At 63.5% G+C, this 21,086-nt stretch carries 20 protein-coding genes and 3 tRNA genes; 10 read left to right on the forward strand and 13 right to left on the reverse strand.

All coding sequences use genetic code 11. The features are described from left to right. Window positions 1-145 precede the first annotated feature (145 nt). Together VF497_RS06260 and VF497_RS06265 are read left to right on the forward strand one after the other, a co-directional pair. A complete protein-coding gene (locus tag VF497_RS06260; RefSeq protein ID WP_330886782.1) occupies window positions 146-553 on the forward strand; it encodes a hypothetical protein in 408 nt (135 codons plus the stop codon). A gap of 152 nt (window positions 554-705) precedes the next feature. After that, window positions 706-1,269, forward strand: a complete 564-nt coding sequence (locus tag VF497_RS06265; RefSeq protein ID WP_330886784.1) for a hypothetical protein — start codon at window positions 706-708, stop codon at window positions 1,267-1,269. Window positions 1,270-1,333: 64 nt separating this feature from the next. Here VF497_RS06265 and VF497_RS06270 read toward each other — a convergent pair whose 3' ends face one another. Continuing rightward, entirely contained in the window at window positions 1,334-2,113 is a 780-nt protein-coding gene (locus tag VF497_RS06270) for a LytTR family DNA-binding domain-containing protein (RefSeq protein ID WP_330886787.1), read from the reverse strand. After that, the gene (locus VF497_RS06275; RefSeq protein WP_330886789.1) at window positions 2,110-3,264 is read right to left on the reverse strand and encodes a sensor histidine kinase; all 1,155 of its coding nucleotides are present in this window, start codon (window positions 3,262-3,264) and stop codon (window positions 2,110-2,112) included. The genes VF497_RS06270 and VF497_RS06275 overlap by 4 nt, the downstream gene beginning before the upstream one ends. A 210-nt stretch (window positions 3,265-3,474) precedes the next feature. On the opposite strand from VF497_RS06275, the gene VF497_RS06280 reads away from it, so the two are divergent. Further along, window positions 3,475-3,828 carry a hypothetical protein gene (locus VF497_RS06280; protein WP_330886791.1) on the forward strand — a complete coding sequence of 118 codons (354 nt, stop codon included), beginning with the start codon at window positions 3,475-3,477 and terminating at the stop codon, window positions 3,826-3,828. 305 nt (window positions 3,829-4,133) lie between these two features. On the opposite strand, the gene VF497_RS06285 is transcribed toward VF497_RS06280, so the two are convergent. After that, the gene (locus VF497_RS06285; protein WP_330886793.1) at window positions 4,134-5,264 is read right to left on the reverse strand and encodes an inorganic phosphate transporter; all 1,131 of its coding nucleotides are present in this window, start codon (window positions 5,262-5,264) and stop codon (window positions 4,134-4,136) included. A 16-nt stretch (window positions 5,265-5,280) separates the two neighbouring features. Beyond that, complete coding sequence (locus VF497_RS06290; protein WP_330886795.1) at window positions 5,281-5,910, reverse strand: pit accessory protein; 630 nt, start codon at window positions 5,908-5,910, stop codon at window positions 5,281-5,283. 281 nt (window positions 5,911-6,191) lie between these two features. On the opposite strand from VF497_RS06290, the gene pstS reads away from it, so the two are divergent. The 7 genes from pstS to VF497_RS06325 all read left to right on the forward strand — a co-directional run bounded on the left by pstS (window position 6,192) and on the right by VF497_RS06325 (window position 12,932). Beyond that, window positions 6,192-7,229 carry a phosphate ABC transporter substrate-binding protein PstS gene (gene pstS / locus VF497_RS06295; protein ID WP_330886797.1) on the forward strand — a complete coding sequence of 346 codons (1,038 nt, stop codon included), beginning with the start codon at window positions 6,192-6,194 and terminating at the stop codon, window positions 7,227-7,229. An 84-nt stretch (window positions 7,230-7,313) separates the two neighbouring features. Beyond that, window positions 7,314-8,294 carry a phosphate ABC transporter permease subunit PstC gene (gene pstC, locus VF497_RS06300; protein WP_330886798.1) on the forward strand — a complete coding sequence of 327 codons (981 nt, stop codon included), beginning with the start codon at window positions 7,314-7,316 and terminating at the stop codon, window positions 8,292-8,294. Further along, window positions 8,291-9,166, forward strand: a complete 876-nt coding sequence (gene pstA / locus VF497_RS06305) for a phosphate ABC transporter permease PstA (protein WP_330886801.1) — start codon at window positions 8,291-8,293, stop codon at window positions 9,164-9,166. The genes pstC and pstA overlap by 4 nt, the downstream gene beginning before the upstream one ends. Before the next feature lie 88 nt (window positions 9,167-9,254). Further along, window positions 9,255-9,998 carry a phosphate ABC transporter ATP-binding protein PstB gene (gene pstB / locus VF497_RS06310; RefSeq protein WP_330886821.1) on the forward strand — a complete coding sequence of 248 codons (744 nt, stop codon included), beginning with the start codon at window positions 9,255-9,257 and terminating at the stop codon, window positions 9,996-9,998. A gap of 4 nt (window positions 9,999-10,002) precedes the next feature. After that, complete coding sequence (gene phoU / locus VF497_RS06315) at window positions 10,003-10,713, forward strand: phosphate signaling complex protein PhoU (protein WP_330886803.1); 711 nt, start codon at window positions 10,003-10,005, stop codon at window positions 10,711-10,713. A 268-nt stretch (window positions 10,714-10,981) separates the two neighbouring features. After that, entirely contained in the window at window positions 10,982-12,631 is a 1,650-nt protein-coding gene (locus tag VF497_RS06320) for an alkaline phosphatase family protein (protein WP_330886805.1), read from the forward strand. A gap of 212 nt (window positions 12,632-12,843) precedes the next feature. Beyond that, window positions 12,844-12,932: transfer RNA gene (locus VF497_RS06325), tRNA-Leu, on the forward strand. Window positions 12,933-13,135: 203 nt separating this feature from the next. Here the strand turns inward: VF497_RS06325 and VF497_RS06330 are convergent. The 9 genes from VF497_RS06330 to VF497_RS06370 form a co-directional block, all read right to left on the reverse strand. Further along, a tRNA-Gly gene (locus VF497_RS06330) sits at window positions 13,136-13,209 on the reverse strand. A gap of 150 nt (window positions 13,210-13,359) precedes the next feature. Then, a tRNA-Gly gene (locus VF497_RS06335) sits at window positions 13,360-13,435 on the reverse strand. A gap of 60 nt (window positions 13,436-13,495) precedes the next feature. Next, window positions 13,496-14,056, reverse strand: coding sequence for a CDP-diacylglycerol--glycerol-3-phosphate 3-phosphatidyltransferase (gene pgsA, locus VF497_RS06340; protein ID WP_330886808.1), 561 nt, complete (start codon window positions 14,054-14,056; stop codon window positions 13,496-13,498). A 208-nt stretch (window positions 14,057-14,264) separates the two neighbouring features. Next, a complete protein-coding gene (uvrC, locus tag VF497_RS06345; protein ID WP_330886810.1) occupies window positions 14,265-16,133 on the reverse strand; it encodes an excinuclease ABC subunit UvrC in 1,869 nt (622 codons plus the stop codon). Further along, on the reverse strand, window positions 16,130-16,600 hold the full coding sequence (locus tag VF497_RS06350) for a low molecular weight protein-tyrosine-phosphatase (protein WP_330886812.1): 471 nt from the start codon (window positions 16,598-16,600) through the stop codon (window positions 16,130-16,132). Before VF497_RS06350 ends, uvrC begins: the two co-directional genes overlap by 4 nt. 21 nt (window positions 16,601-16,621) lie before the next feature. Further along, a complete protein-coding gene (gene bhcC / locus VF497_RS06355; RefSeq protein WP_330886814.1) occupies window positions 16,622-17,785 on the reverse strand; it encodes a 3-hydroxy-D-aspartate aldolase BhcC in 1,164 nt (387 codons plus the stop codon). Further along, complete coding sequence (locus VF497_RS06360) at window positions 17,782-18,849, reverse strand: serine hydrolase domain-containing protein (RefSeq protein ID WP_330886816.1); 1,068 nt, start codon at window positions 18,847-18,849, stop codon at window positions 17,782-17,784. Before VF497_RS06360 ends, bhcC begins: the two co-directional genes overlap by 4 nt. Window positions 18,850-18,859: 10 nt before the next feature. Continuing rightward, a complete protein-coding gene (locus tag VF497_RS06365; protein WP_330886818.1) occupies window positions 18,860-20,419 on the reverse strand; it encodes a serine hydrolase domain-containing protein in 1,560 nt (519 codons plus the stop codon). Next, window positions 20,416-21,086: diaminopimelate decarboxylase family protein (locus VF497_RS06370; protein WP_414706849.1), on the reverse strand; the 671-nt coding region annotated here is incomplete at its 5' end. The genes VF497_RS06370 and VF497_RS06365, both read right to left, overlap by 4 nt.

Genomic DNA, 21,086 nt, shown 5'->3' on the forward strand with positions numbered 1-21,086 from the left:
CGCCGCGATCGTGCGCACGATCGCGGCATGTTCGGGCTTGATGCCCGTGGCGGCAGCCTGGTTCGCAGGGGACTTCGCTTTCGTCATACGCTCCACTTCGCTCGCGTGGCACGTTAGCATAGGCGCCAATTCATTGGAGAAATTCATGCACTCGTTCGAGGAAATCCGTGCGTACATCGCGGCCAAGCACCCACTGCGCATCAACGACCCCTACCTGATCTGCTTCGATGTCGCGCTCGAGCAGGGCAAGCGTCACCAGGGCTTGTACCTCGCGGAACTCAACGACGAAGCCGGGGCCACCTATCTGCGCGTGTCGACGCCGATCGGCCCGCTCACCGGCATGGACGCGCGCCGCTGCCTGCGCTTCAACTGGGAACAACGCCTGGGATTTCTCGCGGTCAGCGATCTCGACGGTTCGCCGTACCTGCACCTGTGCGAGAACCGCCCATACGAATTGCTCGACGCGAAGGAAATCGATCGCCTCGTCGCCGAACTCGGTCCGCTCGGCGACAAACTCGAACAGGCGATCTCGCAGGGCGACGACGCTCTCTGATTTTTTCTCGACATTTCCGCCGAGCCGGACAGCGAACACTGGCCGGAAATTTGATAGCGAACTAACGCCGATATCCTTCAAGATAACGGCGTCGGGCGTCATTCGCAGAAAACGCTCATTATCGTCTGCTCATCCGATGAGGAGGACTGAAAATGATTCGCGTCTATCGCTACGTCCTTGTGTTGCTCGCAACGATCTGTGTGCAAACTGTCCATGCAGACGATGCAAAAATCCAGTCGATATTCGATCACATGGCGAAGCTTTCCGCGCTCGGCGGCAAGTGGCGAGCTCAAGTGGATTATCACGACCGCAATGGCAAGGTGAGCAAGCGCAATGCAGAGTACGTTATCCGTCCAACACTCGATAACACTTACCTGGAGGCTGATGTCGCCATCTGGCCCATCGAGGATCCGAGCAAGCGCCACGGTTTCATGATCATGACGACCTACAACCCCGACACCCACAGATACGACCAGACGTATTTCTATACACGCTGGGCGATCCGAGTGACGGAGACGGGCGAGTTCGACGACGCGGCGCACGAGTACCGCACGACCGCGTTCATTCCCCGTGAAGACGGAGTGCGCGACGAGAGTGTGCGTACGACGACGAAATTTCGCAACGACGGCACGGTCGAATACTGGCACTGGAGCCGTTACGACAACGAAAACACTGAATTGATGAATTTTCACGCAGTGCTTCAGCGAACCGACTAGCTGCGCCTGAAAATGCCATCCAGCCCAAGGGGCAGGCCGCCGGACTTCTGCTTGGCTTGCGCGTCTAGCGCCTGGTCAATTTCAAGAACGCCTCGTGCTGATAGCGGCTCATGCGCAACTGCTGCCCGCTGCTCAGCACGAGCACGTGATGGCCGTTGAACCAGGGATGGATTGCCGCGATGCGACCGACGTTGACGATCGCCGAGCGGTGCACGCGCACGAAGTGGCGTGGATTCAGCCGTGCCTCGAGCGCGACCATGGTTTCGCGGACTTCGTGCACCTGCTTGCCGACATGCAGGCGCACGAGATTGCGGTTCGCCTCGATCCAGTCGACATCGCTCACGTCGACGAAGACCAGATGCTCGTCGACCGGCACGGGGATGCGTTCGAGGTAGTCCTGTTCACGACGCAGCTCGTTGAGCGCGCGCAGCACCTGCGCCGACGCGGCCTGCTCTACGGCCGCATCACTGGCCGCGAGGCGCCGCTTCGCGCGCTCGAGCGTGGCGAGGAAGCGGTCGCGGCTGAACGGCTTCACCAGATAGTCGACCGCATTCGCCTCGAACGCACGCACCGCGTAGCGCTCGTAGGCGGTGACGAACACGACGGCCGGTCCGCGCTCGTGGCCGATCTGCGCGGCAACGTCGATCCCGCTCATCACCGGCATCTGGATGTCGAGAAAGACCAGGTCGGGGGCGAGCTTGCGTATCTGCCGCAGTGCGCTCACGCCGTCGCCGCATTCGCCGACGAGCTCGACTGTGGAATCTTCGGCGAGCAGGCGCACGATCGCGAGACGCGCGATCGGCTCGTCGTCGACAACAAGTGCGCGGATCCGGCTCGTACTCATGCGGCCTTCATCGGCCGTTGCTGGGAAGCCGCCGCGAGCTGCTTCAAAGGCAGACGGATACGGCAAATCACGCCGCGCGGCAACAGCTCTCCGAGTTCGATCTGGGCGCCGTCGGCGTACAGTTCCTTCAGGCGCAGGCGAGTGTTGGACAGGCCGATGCCGCGTCGAAACAATTCCTCCGGCGCTGCGGCGAGCACGCTGTTGCGGTTGCGCACGTCGATGCACAGGTTCGTCGCGATGCGATAGCAGTCGATCTCGATGCAGTCGGTACCGAGCTGCTTGCCGATGCCGTGCTGAATCGCGTTCTCCACGATCGGCTGCAGGATCAGGTTGGGCACTGCGTAGAGCGGAAGTTCCGGATCGACATCGACGCGGCTGGTCAGGCGGTCCTTGAAGCGCACGCGCTGAATCCCGAGGTAGAGATCGATCAGCTCCAGTTCCTCGCGCAGCGAGATTTCCTGGCGCTCGTCGTCGAGATAGGTGCGCAGCAGCTCGGCCAGGCGCAGCAGCATGTCCTCGGCCGCGGCCGCATCCTCGCGCGTCAGCGTCGCCGCCGCATGCAGCGTGTTGAACAGGAAATGCGGGTGCAGTTGCATCTTGAGCAGTTGCACGCGCGACTGCGCAAGCTGTGCGGTGAGCCGGCTCGCGTGCAGTTCGCGGCGCAGCCGCTCGCGATAGAAATGCGCCGCCTGACGCACGCCGACCAGTACCCAGTAAGCGAGGAAATCGGCCGCCGCGTGTTTGTCCAGGAACTGGACGAGCTGGCCGCGCACTTCCGCATTCGGCAGGATGAAGTTGGTCAGGACCGCGCCAAGGATGACCGCGGAGAGCGTGAAGATCAGGCTGACGCCGAAGTTCGCCCACAGCAGTCGCCAGCGGTGCGGCGGTTCGATCGCCTCGTGCGGCGCCAGCCACAGCGCCACCGGCAACAGCAGTGCGAGCGCGCCCCACTGGATGAACGACCAGGTCAAGTAGGTCTGAAACTGCCAGGCGCGGCCGTCCAGCAAGTCGGTGACGTAGCCGACCATAGCGAACAGCATCACGAGCACGAGCCAGACGCCAACGTAGCCTGCGAAACGCAGCGCGAACTCGCGAAATTCGAGGCGGTCTTCCACGTCAGGCAAGTCCGGTAGCAAGGTTTCTGCGCTCATCGTACGCATGAGATGGAGCGACGGAAAGGATGGTTGCAACGGAATACGATTCGTCCGCACACGGCAACGATTCGTCCCATTTCCGTGGCGCGCTTCGACTACGCACACGAGGATTGCGCGCAAACCGGAGTGCAGTCGGCGGTCTCGATTCCTCCCAAGGGTAGCGGCGCTGGCTGCGCTCCGGTTCCCCATCGACTTCAGGAGATTCCCATGCGTGGCCTGTGCCTGATCCTCTTGCTCGCCGCGGTCGATGCAAACGCCGCCACCCACTACCTCGATCTCGTCAACACGGCGCCGAACAGCATCACCGCGTTCTCGGTCGCGCCGGCGGGAAGCAACCATTTCCGCCCACTGCTCTTCGGCGACCAGCCGCTGCAAGGCGGCGGCAATTCGGCCACCGTCGCCCTGCGCGACGACGACGGCTGCCTGCGCGACCTGCGCACCGAGTTCCGCAACGGTCGCGTGCTGATCCAGAAGAACTTCGACGTGTGCAAATACCGCAGCTACCACACCGGGCAGTATCTGCGCGGGAATGCGCAAACCGTCGTCGCCAAAACGCCGTAAGCCCCGCCCTTGATCACGCTCTTGATTCCGCTTTTGATCTTCGGGTCCCCGTTTGCCGCGGCGAGGTCATGCCGGGAATGTCCGCCGGATCGCGTGCACGAAGCACGAGTTCGTTGCACGCACATGGGCGAGGCGGAGCTTTCGCGAGATGCGTTGAAGCGCATCTCGCGCCGCCGAACGCCGAAGCCAGGGATGGCAAAGGATGGCTTTGGCTGCGGAGCCGGAGGCACAGCAGACAAAGTGCGTTCAACGAACTCCAGTATGACCTTGCGGACTCGTCGCGCGAGACATCGAAAGCCGCGCGGCTACGCGAACACGGCCTCGACGAGTCGCACGAGCAGATAGGCAATCGCCCCTGCGATCGGAATCGTCAGCAGCCACGCCCAAACCATGCGCTCGACGATCGTCCACTTGATCGCGCGCGGGTTCTTGGCGACGCCGACGCCCATGATCGCGGCCGAGATGTTGTGCGTGGTCGACACCGGGATGCCGACCGAGGACGCGGCGATGATGACCGCGGCCGAACTCGTCTCCGCGGCAAAACCATTGATCGGATGCAGCTTGACCATCTTGTGGCCGAGCGTCTTGATGATGCGCCAGCCGCCCGCTGCCGTGCCCGCGGCCATGGTCAGCGCGCAGACGAGCTTGATCCACAGCGCGATCTCGAACGACTTCGACGCATCCTGCTCGACGCGCAGGAAGTGCAGGAACCAGGGCAGTTGATCGAGCGAGCCCGCGCTCGTCGCTCCCGCCAACGCCAGGGCGATAATGCCCATGGTCTTCTGCGCATCGTTCATGCCGTGTGAAAGCCCCATCGCGCTGGCCGAGACGATCTGCGCCTTGCCGAAGAACGCGTTGACGAATTTCGGTCGGCCGAACTGGCTGATCGCGGGGCTTCGGCACGAACCGAGCCAGGAGATCAGAGCGAACAGCAGGCCCATGACGACGACACCAAGGACGAATCCGCCGAGCGGCGAGGTGATCATCGGCAGGATCACCTTCGGCCACAGGCCTTTGCCGTCCCACCAGTGTGCGCCGGCCTGGTTCCAGATCAGCGCGTTCCAGTCGTTGTGCGCGCCGGCGAGCGCGGCGCCGCAAAGGCCGCCGACGAGCGCATGCGAGGACGACGACGGCAGGCCCCACCACCAGGTGATCAGGTCCCAGACCGTCGCGCCGAGCAATGCGCAGATCAGCAGTTCGGGGGTGACATTGACGACGTGCGAGTCGATCAGACCCGAGGAAATCGTCTTGGCCACGGCCGTGCCCCAGAGCGCACCGACGAGGTTGGTCGCCGCGGCGAGCAGCACGGCCTGGCCGGGACTGAGCACCTTGGTCGCGACCACGGTCGCGATCGAGTTGGCCGTGTCGTGGAAACCGTTGATGTACTCGAAAACGAGGGCGACAAGAACGACGGCGAGAACGAGCGTCAGGGTCACGCGATGGCTCCCGTTCTCAGGAATTCTTCAGCGCAATCGCATAGATCACGTTGCCCGCGTCGCGGCAGCGGTCGATGGCCTTTTCCAGCAGTTCGAACAGATCCTTGCGCAGGAGCAGGCGGGCGACATCCTGCTCCTTGGTGAACAGGTCGCGGTAGAGGTCGAGGATCAGGCGGTCGGCCTCGCCTTCGATCGCCTGCATGCGGTCGTTGAGTTCCTTCATCTTGTCGAGCGGCATGCCCTTGCGCAGCAGGCCGACCATCTCGGCGATGACGTCGCAGCCCTTCTCGAGCATGACCGCGCGCGAGCCGAAATCGACGTCCATGAGCTGGGCGGCGAACAGCGCGTAGCGCTCGGCGAATTTCTCGACCGTCTTCGGAATCTTGTACAGCGCGGCGGACAGGGCTTCGATGTCCTCGCGCTCGAGCGCGGTGACGAAGGTGTTGACCAGCTCGGCGCTGATGTCGTTGAAAATCTGCTTCTCGCGCCGGCGCGCGAGGCGGAATTCGTCGAGCGAGGGATTCGGCGTCTTCTGCTTCGACAGCGCGATCAGCGCGCGAGCGCTCTGGCGCGCCGCGTCGGCGCTGGCCTCGAGCAGGCCGTAGAACTTGTCGCCCTTGCCGAATATGGTCTGTAACGAAAACATGTGATCCATCCCCGCAAAATTGGCCGCAAGTTTACCGTTTTGTTACGACGACCGGGAATGGGGCATCGGAAACAGCCCAAGGGGAAAGCGCCCGGCCCGGTCCGTTTCGCGCTGGCGGCTTCAATCCGCTGATTCTTAAACGATTCCCGGCCGGTCATCCGCGACCACCGGCCTCTGTCATAAAACTTTCAAATTCCCCGCGTAGCCTGCTGCGGCGTACAGGAGCGGCGCGGGGTACGTCGTCCGCGCCTCCGCAAGATTTCCACCTACGGAGGTTTCACATGCTTCAAGTCAATGCGTTTCACAGCATTCGTCATTCTCTCACTGCGTTCGCCGTCGCGGCGACGTTGTTCGCGGGCTCGGCCCAGGCCGTCGACATCACCGGCGCCGGCTCGACCTTCGTCCAACCGATCGTCACCAAGTGGTCGGCGACCTACGCCGAGAAGACCGGCAACCACATCAACTACGGCGGCGGCGGTTCGGGCGCGGGCATCGCGCAGATCAAGGCCGCAACGATCGATTTCGGCGCCTCGGACAAGCCGCTTTCGCCCGACGAGCTCTCGGCCGCGGGCCTCGGCCAGTTCCCGATCGTGATCGGCGGCGTCGTGCCAGTGGTCAACATCGAAGGCATCAAGGCCGGCGAGATCAAGCTGACCGGCGCGCAACTCGGCGACATCTATCTCGGCAAGATCAAGAAGTGGAACGATCCGGCGCTCGCCGCGAACAACGCCGGCGTGAAGCTGCCGGACGCGGCGATCCAGGTCGTTTCGCGCTCGGACGGCTCGGGCACGACGTTCAACTACACCAACTACCTTTCCAAGGTCAACGCCGAATGGAAGGAAAAGGTCGGCGAAGGCACTTCGGTGCAGTGGCCGGTCGGCGTCGGCGGCAAGGGCAATGCGGGCGTCGCCGCCTACGTGCAGCAGATCAACGGTTCGATCGGTTACGTCGAGCTTGCCTACGCGCTGCAGAACAAGATGGCTTACACGCAGGTGCAGAACTCGGCCGGCAAGTTCATCACGCCGAACCTCGCCAGCTTCGCCGCGGCCGCCTCGCATGCGGACTGGAAGAGCGCCAAGGACTTCCAGCTCGTGATCACCAACGCGCCGGGCGATGATTCCTGGCCGATCACCGCGACCGCGTTCGCGCTGATCTACAAGACGCCGAAGGATGCCGCGCATTCCAAGGCCGTGATCGACTACTTCAAGTACGCCTACACCGAAGGCGGCAAAGCCGCCGAGGCGCTGGACTACGTGCCGCTGCCGGCCGCACTGGTCGCGCAGATCGAGGCCTACTGGAAGGCGGAAGTCAAACTGTAAGCTCCCTCCCCGCCCCTCGCGGATTCGTTCGCGAGGGGCGTTTTTTTTCGACTGCCGCGCAAAAAAAGTTTTCCGGAATCGATCATGGCTGCGAGTGCCGAATCCATCGCCATCCCGCAGAGCGACGAGCATCGCGCGCGCCGCGACGGCTTCGCCGACCGCCTGTTCCGTCGCATCGTCGCCGGTGCCGGCATCTTCGTCCTCGTCACCCTCGCCGGCGTCGCCCTGACCACACTCTGGGGTGGGCGCGAAGCATTCGCCACGTTCGGCTTCAAGTTCCTCGTTTCCTCCGACTGGGATACGGTCGGCAAGCAATTCGGCGCGCTCGCGCCGGTCTACGGCACGCTGGTGACGGCGGCCATCGCATTGATCATCGCGGTGCCGGTCAGCTTCGGCATCGCCCTCTACCTGACCGAGATCGCGCCGCCCTGGCTGCGCACGCCGGTCGCCTCGGCGATCGAACTGCTCGCCGGCATCCCGTCGATCATCTACGGCATGTGGGGCCTGTTCGTGTTCGTGCCGATCATGGGCCGATACGTCATTCCGTGGCTCAACGACCATGTCGGCGAATGGCCCGTCATCGGCGGCTTGTTCAAAGGGCCGCCGCTCGGCCTCGGCATGCTCACCGCGGGCATCGTGCTCGCGATCATGGTGATCCCGTTCATTTCCTCGGTCATGCGCGAAGTGTTCCTGACCGTGCCGACGCGGCTCAAGGAGTCGGCCTACGCGCTCGGCTCGACGACCTGGGAAGTGGCCTGGGACATCGTCCTGCCGTACACGCGCACTGCGGTGATCGGCGGCATCTTCCTCGGCCTCGGCCGCGCGCTCGGCGAGACGATGGCGGTGACCTTCGTGCTCGGCAACGTGCACCGCCTGTCGCTGTCGCTGCTCGAGCCCGGCAACTCGATCGCGGCCACGATTGCCAATGAATTCGCCGAGGCCGATTCGGAAATCTTCCGCTCCTCGCTGATCGCGCTCGCGTTCCTTCTCTTCGTCGTCACCTTCATCGTGCTCGCGATCGCCAAGCTGATGTTGCGTCAGATGGAAAAGAAGGAAGGCAAATGAGCGACGACGCACGCCAGGCGGTCGCCGATCGCCTCTATTTCCGCCGCCGCATCGCCAACGGCGTCGGCCTCGTCTTCGCGACGCTGTCGACCGGCTTCGGCCTGTTCTGGCTTGCCTGGATCCTGTGGACGACGTTCTACACCGGCATTTCCTCGCTCAACGGCAAACTGTTCACGATGATGACGCCGCCGCCCGGCGACGAGGGCGGCCTGCTCAACGCCTTCGCTGGCAGCGCGATGATCTGCCTGCTCGCGATCCTGATCGGTGCGCCGATCGGCATAGCCGCGGGCACGTACCTTGCCGAATACGCGAAGAAGTCGCGGCTCGGCGAAGCGATCCGCTTCTTCAACGATATTCTTTTGTCGGCGCCCTCGATCGTGCTCGGCATGTTCGTCTACACGGTCGTGGTCAAGCAGGTCGGCCACTACTCGGCGTTCTCGGGTTCGCTTGCGCTCGCCCTGATCGTGTTGCCCGTGGTCGTGCGCACGACCGACGAGATGCTCAAGCTCGTGCCGAGCGCGATGCGCGAGGCCGGCCTCTCGCTCGGCGTGCCGCAGTGGAAGGTGACGATGCAGGTCCTCTACCGCGCCGCGCTGCCCGGCATCGTCACCGGCGTGCTGCTCGCGCTCGCGCGCATCTCCGGCGAGACCGCGCCGCTGCTGTTCACCGCGTTCGACAACCAGTTCTGGAGCACGAACGTCGCCCAGCCGATGGCCTCGGTGCCGGTCGTGATCTACAAGTTCGCGATGAGCGCCGATGCCGGCTGGAAGTCGCTGGCCTGGGCCGGCGCGCTGATCGTCACGCTGTTCGTGCTCGCGCTTAGCCTCCTCTCGCGCGCAATTCTTTTGCGCAACAAGGTGTCCAATGATTAATCCGATCGACCCCGTCGTCGCCACGACGCTGATCACGCCGCCGCCCGGCACCGACGCGAAAGCGACGGCCGCTGCCGCGGCACCGAAGATGTCCGCCAAGGGCCTCGACTTCTTCTACGACAAGTTCCACGCGCTGAAGAACGTCAGCCTTGACGTCGCGGAAAAGAAAGTCACCGCGCTGATCGGCCCCTCGGGCTGCGGCAAGTCGACGCTGCTGCGCATTTTCAACCGTATCTACTCGATCTATCCGAAGCTCGAGGCCAAGGGCCAGGTGCTGCTCGACGGCGACAACATCCTCGACCCGAAGTACCCGCTCAACCGCCTGCGCAGCAAGGTCGGCATGGTGTTCCAGAAGCCCGTGCCGTTCCCGATGTCGATCTACGACAACGTCGCCTACGCGATCCGCCACTACGAGAAGCTGTCGAAGGCGGACATGGACGCGCGTGTCGAGGAAGCGCTGCGCCAGGGCGCGCTGTGGGACGAGGTAAAGTCCAAGCTCAACGGCAGCGCGCTCGGTCTGTCCGGCGGCCAGCAGCAGCGTCTGTGCATCGCCCGCGCAGTCGCGCTGAAGCCGGAGGTGATTCTGCTCGACGAGCCGACTTCGGCGCTCGATCCGATCGCCACTGGCAAGATCGAACAGCTCGTGGAGGAATTGAAGGAACGCTACACGATCGCGATCGTCACCCACAACATGCAGCAGGCCTCGCGCGTCTCCGACTACACTGCATTCATGTATCTGGGCGAGTTGATCGAGTTCGGCGACACGACCACGATCTTCGAGAACCCGACGAAGAAGATGACCGAAGACTACATCACAGGACGCTACGGCTGATCCCATGTCCGAACATATCGTAAAGAGTTTCGACGACGAACTTTCCCAGCTCAACGCCGCGATCGCGCGCATGGGCGAATCCGCGCAGTTCCAGTTCGCCGCGACGATGACCGCATTGCGCACGCGCGACGTGGAAGCCGCCGCGCGCGTGATCCGCGACGACATCGATGTCGACGCGCTCGAGCGCGACATCGAAGCGCGCGCGATCCGCGTACTCGCGCTGCGCCAGCCGATCGCGCGCGACCTGCGCGAGGTGATCTCGACCCTGCGCGTCGTCGTCGAACTCGAACGCATCTGCGATTTCTCGGCGAACATCTGCAAGCGCGTGATCGCGCTCAACACGCATTCGCCCGAGCAATGGCTGGTCGAGATCGGCGAACTCGGCGAACTCGCGAAGAAGCAGCTCGCCGACGTCGTCACCGCGTTCGGCGAACGCAACCAGGAAAAGGCGATCACGGTCTGGGCCTGCGACGAGCAGATCGACGACACCTACACCGGCATCTCGCGCCGCCTGATCGACTACATGAAGGCCGACCCGCAACACGTCGCGATCGGCACGCATCTGATGTTCATCGCCAAGAACGTCGAGCGCATCGGCGACCACGTCACCAACATCGCCGAGTCGATCTACTACCTCGTCACCGGCAACGTGCTCGACGCACCGCGGCCGAAAGGCGACAAGACCAGTCTCGACCAGGTCGAAGCAAACAACTGACAAACACGCGGGACGAAAGTCCCGCCACGGCGTTTGCGTACATCGCTCGCACGCTACATCGTCCTCGCCACGGGATGAGTGGCACGGCGGAGCTGTCGAGATCCAGGGCCACTGTGCCAATGGAGCACCGCTCGAGCCGACGTCGTCGACTTGTCATACGCGTAGCCCACACTTCTTCGCGATCGACCATCACGTCGATGTCGATCAGGAGTGTGCTGTTCGGGGTAGGGACAGCACGCATGCCACTTCGATCCTTCGAGGAAGTGAAATGAAAAACCCTACCCGTGTCTCTCTCGGTACGACGCTTGCCATTCTGGCCGGTGCCGCAGCCATCCATCCCGCCAGTGCCGTCGCCGAACCCACCCGGATCAAGCAGGTCCTGCTGATCAGCATTGACGGCATGCACGCCGTGGATTTCGCCAATTGCGCGAAGGGCATGGCTGCCGTCAATGGCGGCGCGCCCTATTGCCCGCAATTGGCCGCGCTGGCCAAAAACGGCGTCAACTACCTGCAGGCCTCGGCGACCAAGCCGTCCGATTCCTTTCCGGGATCGGCCGCGCTCGCGACCGGCGCATCCCCGCGCACTTCCGGCTTCCTTTACGACGTCAGCTATGACCGCGCCCTGTCGCCGCCGGCGCAGACCACGCCCTACGGCATCACGGGCGGCGCGAATCTCTGCCCCGGCACCGTCGGCACCCAGGTCGGGTTCGACGAGCAAATCGATGTCGACTATACCCAGCTCAACGGCGGCGGCGGCATCAATCCGGCTTACCTGCCGCGCGATCCGAAGAACGATTGCGCGCCGGTGTACCCGCACAGTTTCCTGCGCGTGAACACCGTGTTCGAAGTGATCCACCAGCTCGGCGGCTACACCGCGTGGTCGGACAAGCATCCGGCCTACGACTTCTACAACGGACCCAGCGGCAAGGGCGTGGACGATTTCTGGTCGCCCGAAATCAACTCGAACGTGGTTCCGCTGCCGCAGGTTCCCGGCTGCGCGACGATTCCGGACACGGCGGCCGATCAGACCGCCTGGACGAACAGCTTCCAGAACATCCGGTGCTACGACGGCTACAAGGTGCAGACCGTAAACAACTGGATTCACGGCCTGACCCACGACGGATCGCAATCGGCGCGTGTGCCTACCTTGTTCGGCATGAATTTCCAGGCGGTCAGCGTCGGCCAGAAACTCGTCGAGTCCGGTACCAAAGGTGGCTATCTCGATGCGCTCGGCACGCCCAGCCCATCGCTGCTTGGCGAAATCCAGTTCGTCGACCAGTCGATCGGTTCGCTCGTCGCAGCGCTGAAATCACAGCATCTCGCGGATTCAACCCTGATCATCGTGACCGCCAAGCACGGCCAGTCGCCGATCGATCCGGCTCGCGTACTGCGCATCCCGCACGACGCACCGAGCATGCAGTCGCCGGGCGACCTTCTCGGCAGCAGCCTGGTCGCGCAGGCGATGGAGGACGACGTCTCCCTGCTCTGGCTCAACGACCAGAGCAAGACGACCTCGGCCGTCGCCACGCTGGCCAGCAACCTGTCTTCCGTCGGCGGCGGCGAGATCTTCGCCGGCAACGCGTTGAACCTGATGTTCAACGACCCGGCAACCGATTCGCGCACGCCGGACATCATCGTCGCGCCCAACGTCGGCGTGGTCTACACGGGTGGCGGCAAGAAGATCGCAGAGCACGGCGGCTTCTCCAACGACGACACCCATGTGATGCTGTTGGTCTCTAATCCCGGCCTGTTCGCTTCGGCAAAGACGATCACGGGCCCGGTCGAGACGCGCCAGGTCGCACCGACGATCCTCGGTGCGCTGCGTCTGCCCGCCAAGAAGCTGGACGCAGTCAAGCTTGAGGGCACGTCGCCCCTGCCGGGACTGGAACTGTTCGGCGACGCAGACTCGCAGGATTGATGTCTGCCGCTTTTTCGTGAATGAGCATCGCCGGGCGTATCGAATTCACGCCCGGCTTTTAAAGCGAAGCACCAGCTCGCTGCGGGTCGCGCCACTCACAAGCCGAGTGGAGTCCCCGAGACATCGGGCATGCGGAGCCTGGATTGACTGCAGGCAAATCCGTAGCAACACCAGCGGCCTGTATACTTCGCCTGCAGGCTTCGCCCCGCCCTGCCGGGATGGCGAAATTGGTAGACGCAAGAGACTTAAAATTTCTCGCTCGGAAACGGGCGTGCGGGTTCGATTCCCGCTCCCGGCACCATCCTTAGTGCGAAAAATATACAAGTACACTATCGCCCGAACTCGCGTCCACGGCTTTTTTGTTGATTGACGCGAGTTTGCCACCTTTTTTGGCGTGGCAAACACGGTTTTTTGCCCGTTTTTCACGGCTTTTCGACGGCAAAAAGAAAGCCCGCTTGCGCGGGCTTTCGAGTGAAATCTATTTGATTATATTGCCTTAAATACTGGAGGCGAGGGTCGGAATCGAACCGGCGTACACGGCTTGGCAGGCCGCTGCATGACCACTCTGCCACCCCGCCTCTGCATGATGGCTGCCGGAAGCGTAACAACGCACCCCGGAAAAAACAAAACCCCGGTTTTGACGCCGAGGTTCTCATTTGAAAAGTGCGGCCACGAATGACTGCTTTTCAATCTTCGCGATCAGGACAATCGCAAAAGTACATAAATACTGGAGCGGGAAACGAGACTCGAACTCGCGACCCCGACCTTGGCAAGGTCGTGCTCTACCAACTGAGCTATTCCCGCGTGAGCCGAAAATAATGCCGTTTTAGGCGGCGCCTGTCAACAGGAAAATGATGATTTCCGTCAACGCCGGTCGCGCAGCACCGGCCAGGCTGCGCGCAGGTATTCGAACGCAGACCAGATCGTCATTGCCGCGGCGATAACGAGCAGGGTCTCGCCGACATGGAACAGGCGCAGGCCCTCGAGGTCGTGCTGGTAGAGCAGCACTTCGATCGCGACGATCTGCATCACCGTCTTGACCTTGCCGAGCGCGGCGACGTTGACGCGCGTGCGCTCGCCGATTTCGGCCATCCATTCGCGCAACGCCGAGATCGTGATCTCGCGGCCGACGATGACGGCGCTGGTCACGGCGAGCAGCGGGGTCGGGTTTTCCTGCACTAGGAGGAACAGGGTCACCGCGACCATGAGCTTGTCCGCGACCGGGTCGAGAAACGCGCCGAACGCGCTCCACATGTTGTAGCGCCGCGCGATGTAGCCGTCGAGCCAGTCGGTGATCGCGGCGAGCAGGAAGATCAGCGCGGCGGTGACGTTCGCGCCGCGGAAAGGGATGTAGAACACGACGACCATTACCGGCAGCAAAGCGATGCGGAACAGAGTGAGAATGGTCGGCCAGGTCAGGTGCATTGCGTGGATGATGCGGGGGTTTTCGACTCGTCGCAGTGTGACACAGGAACGCGGCCCGAGTTCAGGACACCTCGAAGAACCGTAGCGAGCGAAGAGAATTTGTGCGCCGCCGGAGCGCAGGAACCGGAGTGTACATAGAAGTACATGAGGATTCCGAGCACCGCCGGCGCGCAAATTGTCGAGCGCAGTAGGTTTTTCGAGGTGTCCTTCAGCCGTGGAACAGCGCGTAGATCTTTTCGGCCAGCTCGCGGCTCATGCCCTTGACCTTCGCGATCTCCTCGACGCCCGCATTGACCACGCCGGGCAGGCCGCCGAAGTGCTTGAGCAGAGCAGCGCGGCGCTTGGCGCCGATGCCGGCGATGTCTTCGAGCTTGCTCGTGTCGCGCGCCTTCTGACGCTGCTTGCGGTGGCCGGTGATCGCGAAGCGGTGCGCCTCGTCGCGCACGCTCTGGACCAAATGCAACGCGGGCGATTCGGGCCCCGGCCACAGGGTCTTGCCGCTGGCACCGAGGATCAATGTCTCGTGCCCTGCCCTGCGCTCGACCCCTTTGGCCACGCCGACGATGAGCACATCGTTGATCGCGAGATCGGCGAGCACGTCGAGCGCCTGCTTGACCTGACCCTTGCCGCCGTCGATCAGCAGGATGTCGGGCAGGTTCGCCGGCTCCGCGGTCTCGGGCTTGGCGGCCTCGCCATCTTCGCTTTCGTTGGTCGGTGCAACGCGACGGAAGCGACGCTCCAGCGCCTGCCTCATCGCCGCATAATCGTCGCCCGGCTCGATGCCGGCGATGTTGTAGCGGCGATACTGCGCCTTGATCGGCCCCTCGGGACCGTAGACGACACAGGACGCGACCGTCGCCTCACCCATCGTGTGACTGATGTCGAAACACTCCAGCCGCTGCGGCACTTCGTCAAGGCCGAGCAGGTCGCGCAGCGATTCGAAGCGCTCGCGCTGCGTCTCGTTGCTCGCCAGGCGCGCGGCCAGCGCGGCTTCGGCGTTCTTCGCCGCGAGTTCGAGGAAGCGCGCGCGCTCGGCACGCACGCTGTGCTTGATCGCGACCTCGTGCCCGGCCTGCTCGGTGAACGCCTGCGCGAGCAGCTCGGCATCGGGCAACGCCTGCTCGACGAGCAGCTCGCGCGGCACCGGCTTGTCGACGTAGTACTGGGCGATGAACGAGGTCAGCACGTCGACGACCTCGGCGTCGTGCGGCAGCTTCGGGAAGAAATCGCGCGAGCCGAGATTGACGCCGTTGCGGAAATACATGACCGACACGCAGGCGACGCCGCCGGCGATGCGGCAGGCGATCGCGTCGAGGTCGGCGCTCGCGCCCTGCACGTAGTTTTTCGCCAGCAGACGCTTCAGCGTCGACACCTGGTCGCGCAGCTTCGCCGCCTTCTCGAATTCCAGCGCTCGGCTCGCGGTTTCCATCGTGGCCACCAGTTCGCCGATCACCGCGTCGCTCTTGCCGTCGAGGAACATCGCCGCGTGGCGCGCGCTGTCGCGGTATTCCTCCTTGCCGATCAGGCCGACGCAGGGCGCGCTGCAGCGGCCGATCTGGTATTGCAGGCATGGCCGCGAGCGGTTGCGGAAATAGCTGTCCTCGCACTGGCGCACGAGGAAGATTTTCTGCATGTGGTTGAGGCTTTCGCGCACCGCCCATGCGCTCGGGAACGGGCCGAAGTACTTGCCCTTACCCGCTTTCGCGCCGCGATGAAACGCCATGCGCGGAAAGTCTTCCCCTTCCGACAGATAAATGTACGGATAACTCTTGTCGTCGCGCAGCAGGATGTTGTAGCGCGGCTTGAGCGACTTGATCAGCTGTGCTTCGAGCAGCAGCGCCTCGCCCTCGGTGCGCGTCAGCGTCGTCTCCATGCGCGCGATCTGCGCGATCATCGAGGAGATGCGCGGTTCGAGGCGCGGCTTGAGGAAGTAGCTGCCGACGCGCTTCTTCAGGTTGCCGGCCTTGCCGACATAGAGCAGCTCGCCGCGCGTGTCGAACATGCGATACACGCCAGGCGAACTGGTCAGTGTGCGCACGAACTCCTTGCCGTCGAATAGATTGGCGCTTTCGGTCATTGCGCCTTTATGGGCCTTCCGAGCCTCTCAATCAACCCGTCCACACCGCGCTCGGCGAGGGTGACGACATTGTCGAAGTCTTGTGCCTGACCGTAGTACGGGTCGGGCAGATCGTGCGGATCCGCAAGTCCGGCCCAAGGCAGGAACATCGCGATCCGGTCGTGGCCTTCGCCCGGGGCGATGCGGGTGAGGTCGCGCAGGTTCGTGCGATCCATCACGAGCAGCTTGTCGAATTGCGCAAAATCGTCGGCGGTCACCTGGCGCGCGCGATGCGCGGAAAGATCGTAGCCACGCGCCAGCGCGCTCGCGCGCGAGCGCGGATCGGCCGCATTGCCCGCATGCCAGTTGCCCGTGCCGGCCGAGTCGACTTCGATATCGAGCCCTGCGCGCGCGAAGCGGGTGCGTGCCACCGCTTCGACCACGGGCGAACGGCAGATGTTGCCCATGCACACAAAAAGAATTCGCATGCTTCAAATATAGCGCAAAGCTCAACAGGCTTTCCCGCGCGCCGACACCGGCCAGACCACTTCGACCCTGCCTTTGCGCACGCCAACATACCAGTCGTGCAGGTTGCAGGTCGGATCGCAGTGGCCGGGGACGAGTTTGAGTTTTTCGTTGATGCGCAGGACATCTTGCTTGTCTTCGATGATGCCGTGCTCGTCCGAAGCGCTGGTGTATTTCACGTCGTCGCGACCGTGGATCACGGGCAGGCCGCTATCGAGCGACTGTACCTTGAGTCCCGCATCGCAGACGGCTTGACCGGGCTTTGCCTTGCTCATCACCGAGGTGAGAATGAACACTGCGTTTTCCCACTGGCCTTGGTCGATGCGATGGCCGTGCTCGTTCCTGATGCGTCCGTAGTCCGCATCCATGAAGGCGTAGCTGCCGCATTGCAGCTCGTTGTAGACGCCGGAATTCGATTCGAACGGGTACGAGCCAGTGCCGCCGCCCGAGACGAGCTCGGGATCGAGACCGGCCGCTTGCAGCGCCGCGACTACGGCTTTCGTCGCCGCAATGGCGACGTCGAGCTTGGCTTTGCGATCGGCGAAATTTTCCAGATGCTGCATGCTGCCCTGATAAGCCTGGATACCCGCGAACTTCAGGCCCGGTGCCGCGGCCATGGCTTGAGCGATCTCGACCGCCCCATCGACCGTGCCGACGCCGCAGCGGCCCTGGCCGCAGTCGATCTCGACGAGGCATTGCAGCGTGGTGCCGTGTTTCTGCGCGGCAGCCGAAAGCTCGGCCACGTTCGCCGGATCGTCGACGCAGACGCTGATGCGCGCGCCGTACTTCGGCAGACGTGCGAGACGATCGATCTTCAGCGCATCGCGCACCTCGTTCGAGACGAGAATGTCCTTGATGCCGCCGCGCGCAAACACCTCGGCTTCGGAGACCTTCTGGCAACAGACGCCGACGGCGCCGCCCAGGCTTTCCTGCAATTTCTGCACGTCCACCGACTTGTGCATCTTGCCGTGGCTGCGATGGCGCATGCCGTGCGCCCTGGCGTAGCCGCCCATCTTGCGGATGTTGCGCTCGAGCGCGTCGAGGTCGAGGATCAGGCACGGCGTCTGAATGTCGGCCTCGGCCATGCCCGGCAGCGCGGGAATGTCGTAGCCGACTTCGAGGCCGGCGAAATCCGCCGTCGAGTTCATCGATCTAGGAATGATTCGCCTATCGTCAACGCCAGCGGGTACGGCTGGAATTCGTTGCGATTGGTCAGGATGATGACGGCGATGTGCTGCTTCGGCCAGCGGATGATGACGTTGTTGAATCCGATGCTTTCGCCGGAGTGCCAGATGGTGTCGCCGCTGAGGCGCCAGCCGAAGCCGAAGTCGACGTCGGGATCGGCGATCGGTTCGGTCGGCGTGAACGCCAGTTTGCGCGACTCCGCATTCAACAGCTTGTTGGTGTACAACGCCGCATCCCATTTGGCCAGATCGTCGACTGACGAGTAGATGCCGCCGTCGCCGCGCGTCGCGCTGGTTACGCTCTGGTCGGTGCGCGTCCACTTGCCTTTGGTTTCGGTGTAGCCGTAGGCGCGGTTCGCTACCTCGGGGCCGCGGCCGTGCTCGTACATCAGCGTGTGTTCCATGCCGAGCGGCTGGAAAATGCGCTTTTTCATGAAATCGGCCAGCCCCGTGCCGGAGGCGCGTTCGACGATCAGCCCGAGCAGCACGAAGCCGCCGTTGCTGTAGCGATGCGCACTGCCCGGTTCGAAATAGAGCCGGTTCTGCGCAGCGATCATGCGCAGCACATCGTTGTCGTCGATCTGTGCCGTGCGGTCCGCCGGAATCAGGTCCTCGTAATCGATGAGCCCGCCGGTGTGAGTCAACAAGTTGCGCAGAGTGATCTTGCCGTCGCTGGCCGGAAGTTCGGGCAGCCACTTGCGCACTGGGTCCTCGAGCCGCAGCTTGCCGTCCTGCTTCAGCAACAGGATGCAGGCCGCGGTGAACTGCTTGCTGACCGAGGCGAGGCGGTAGTCGGTTTCGGGGCCGGCCTTGGTGTGTTCTTCGAGATTCGCGTAGCCGAAACCACGGCGGACGACGGCCTTGCCGTCCTTGACCACGATCAGCGACGCGCCGGCCACGTTGCCGGTGTAGCGGCTCATCAACGCGTCGATGCGTACATCGTTTGTCGGCGCCGCGGATTGGGCGTACGCGCAGGCGAACACGGCCAGCGATGCGATCGCGGACAAGAAAAAATGTTTGCGCATCATGTCTGCCTCATTATTCGCAGCCGCGTTCACGGGTGAAGGCGAGGTCTTCGAAGTCGGTGCTGAAATCGGCGTCGGGATCGACCTTGGCCAGATGCAGCTCGCCGCCGGATTTTTCCGGCAGGCGCAGCCACGCCTCGACATCGACCGCATCGCTGTCCCAATGCACGAGATATTTGTCGCCGACGCGCATGACCTGCCCGGCCATCCGCGGCGACTTCGTCGAGACGAAACGCACCGTGTCGCCTTGCGCGCAGATGCGCGCTTCGCCGAACCACGGATCGCGCCACACGCCCAGTTGCGCCTTCAGTTCCGTAATCGTTGCAGGTTTGCGCGAAGACGTGTCGGGGATATGCGAGGCGCGTTGCTGCTTGTCCGCCTGCTCCAGCTCGTCGGCATAGCTGGCCACGCTGCGCGCCTTGCCCGGCGCGGTGAAATGCTTGGTCAGCGTCTCGATCAGCACGCTGCGCGCGTGGTCGGCATCGGCGTTGATCAGAACGACGAAACCGCTCTTGCGCAACGGCAGCAGCGTCATCGCCGAATACATGCCCGATAGCGTGCCAGTGTGCGACACGGTCATCTGCCCATCGACATCGGCGATACGCCAGCCGTAGCCATAGCCGTAGAACAGCGTGCCGTCCCAGTCGCGCTTGCGCTGGGAGATCGGCATCGGCGTATAGCTCGTCCATTCCTTGCGCCGCTGCTCGGGCGACAACCATTTCAGTTGCTGCGGCGTCGGCACGAGCCAGTTCTTCGCCCAGGTCAGCATGTCGTTCAAGCTGCAGCGCACGCCCCCGGCCGCGTCCATCGTCTGCGCATGCACGATGGGTTCATTGGCCGCTTCGAGCACGTATTTACCATCGCGCCAGACGTTGCGATCGGCGACGTTGCCGACTTCATCGCGATTCCACGTGCCGATCCGGCAACGACTCATGCCCATCGGCTCGAATATCTCGCGCCGCATCAGCTCCGGATACGGCGCGCCGCCGGCCGCAGCCGCGAGCTGGCCGGCGACGATGTAGAGCGTGTTGTCGTAGGCGTAACCCGAGCGAAAGCTGTAGGCCGGCTTGAGGTATTGCAGCCCGACGACGACATCGTCGGGCGTGAACTGGTTCGGCGTCGGCCACAGCATCAGGTCGCCCGCGCCCTCGGGCAGGCCGCTGCGATGCACGAGCAGATCGCCGATCTGCATGTTCGCCGTGACCCACGGATCGTGCATGCGGAACGACGGCAGATATTTCGTGACCGGATCGTCCCAGCGCAGCTTGCCCTGTTGCACGAGCCGCGCGAGCAGCGTGGACGTCATCGCCTTGGTGTTGGACGCGATCTGGAACAACGTGTCCGCGTCCATCGGCTTGCCGGAGGCGAGATTGCCGACCGCACGCGTATAGACCACCTTGCCGTCGTCGATGACGCCAACCGCGATGCCTGGCAGGTGATAGCGCGCGACCACGGCATCGACGATGCCATCGACATCGGAGCGAGCATCGGCTTCCGGCGTTGCCGCGGGCGCGGAAGCAGCGCAAAGCGCCAGCGTGGATGCCAGACAGATCGATTTGCCGAAACGAGTCATGCGCTCTCCCATTCCTGCACGGGCTGCTCGCCGGCAAGCATATCCTCGAAAGTCTGACGCCGTCGCACTACGGCATATCGACCGCGATCGAGCAGCACCTCGGCAGCGAGCGGCCGCGAATTGTAGTTCGACGCCATTGATGCGCCATAGGCGCCGGTGGTCTTGATCATCAGCAGATCGCCCGCTTCACAACGCGACAGTTCGCGATCGACCGCAAACGTGTCGCCGGTCTCGCAGACCGGCCCGACAATGTCGTAGGTCTGAGGTGGACGCGATTCCGGTGTCACCAGCACGATCTCGTGCCAGGCATCGTACAGGCTGGGCCGTAACAGTTCGGTCATCGCTGCATCGGTCACGAGAAAGCAGCGCTGGCGGCCCTGCTTGACGCGGATCACGCGCGTCAGTAGCGCGCCGGCCTCGGCCACGAGCCAGCGTCCCGGTTCGAGCAGGATGCGGCCGCCAAAACCTGCCAGCGCGTGACGGATGACGGCAACGTAGTCCTCGATCGCAATCGGCCGGTCGCGATCGGCGCGATAGCACACGCCGAGACCGCCGCCGACGTCGATGCTGTCGATCGCGTGGCCGGCACCGGCGAGTTCACGCCAGAAATCAGCCACGCGCTGCAATGCCGTGCGGATCGGATCGAGGGTCAGCATCTGCGAACCGA

It is taken from the genome of Rudaea sp., from assembly GCF_036383415.1.
In the GTDB taxonomy this organism is placed as follows: Bacteria; Pseudomonadota; Gammaproteobacteria; order Xanthomonadales; family Rhodanobacteraceae; genus Rudaea.

Coding starts and splice junctions, on each gene's coding strand:
- VF497_RS06365 (WP_330886818.1), bottom strand. CDS start 20,419: ATGACTCGTTTCGGCAAATCGATCTGTCTGGCATCCACGCTGGCGCTT.
- bhcC (WP_330886814.1), bottom strand. CDS start 17,785: ATGAACTCGACGGCGGATTTCGCCGGCCTCGAAGTCGGCTACGACATT.
- pstS (WP_330886797.1), top strand. CDS start 6,192: ATGCTTCAAGTCAATGCGTTTCACAGCATTCGTCATTCTCTCACTGCG.
- uvrC (WP_330886810.1), bottom strand. CDS start 16,133: ATGACCGAAAGCGCCAATCTATTCGACGGCAAGGAGTTCGTGCGCACA.
- VF497_RS06290 (WP_330886795.1), bottom strand. CDS start 5,910: ATGTTTTCGTTACAGACCATATTCGGCAAGGGCGACAAGTTCTACGGC.
- pstA (WP_330886801.1), top strand. CDS start 8,291: ATGAGCGACGACGCACGCCAGGCGGTCGCCGATCGCCTCTATTTCCGC.
- pstC (WP_330886798.1), top strand. CDS start 7,314: ATGGCTGCGAGTGCCGAATCCATCGCCATCCCGCAGAGCGACGAGCAT.
- VF497_RS06280 (WP_330886791.1), top strand. CDS start 3,475: ATGCGTGGCCTGTGCCTGATCCTCTTGCTCGCCGCGGTCGATGCAAAC.
- VF497_RS06275 (WP_330886789.1), bottom strand. CDS start 3,264: ATGAGCGCAGAAACCTTGCTACCGGACTTGCCTGACGTGGAAGACCGC.
- VF497_RS06360 (WP_330886816.1), bottom strand. CDS start 18,849: ATGATGCGCAAACATTTTTTCTTGTCCGCGATCGCATCGCTGGCCGTG.
- VF497_RS06270 (WP_330886787.1), bottom strand. CDS start 2,113: ATGAGTACGAGCCGGATCCGCGCACTTGTTGTCGACGACGAGCCGATC.
- pgsA (WP_330886808.1), bottom strand. CDS start 14,056: ATGCACCTGACCTGGCCGACCATTCTCACTCTGTTCCGCATCGCTTTG.
- pstB (WP_330886821.1), top strand. CDS start 9,255: ATGTCCGCCAAGGGCCTCGACTTCTTCTACGACAAGTTCCACGCGCTG.
- VF497_RS06265 (WP_330886784.1), top strand. CDS start 706: ATGATTCGCGTCTATCGCTACGTCCTTGTGTTGCTCGCAACGATCTGT.
- VF497_RS06260 (WP_330886782.1), top strand. CDS start 146: ATGCACTCGTTCGAGGAAATCCGTGCGTACATCGCGGCCAAGCACCCA.
- phoU (WP_330886803.1), top strand. CDS start 10,003: ATGTCCGAACATATCGTAAAGAGTTTCGACGACGAACTTTCCCAGCTC.
- VF497_RS06320 (WP_330886805.1), top strand. CDS start 10,982: ATGAAAAACCCTACCCGTGTCTCTCTCGGTACGACGCTTGCCATTCTG.
- VF497_RS06350 (WP_330886812.1), bottom strand. CDS start 16,600: ATGCGAATTCTTTTTGTGTGCATGGGCAACATCTGCCGTTCGCCCGTG.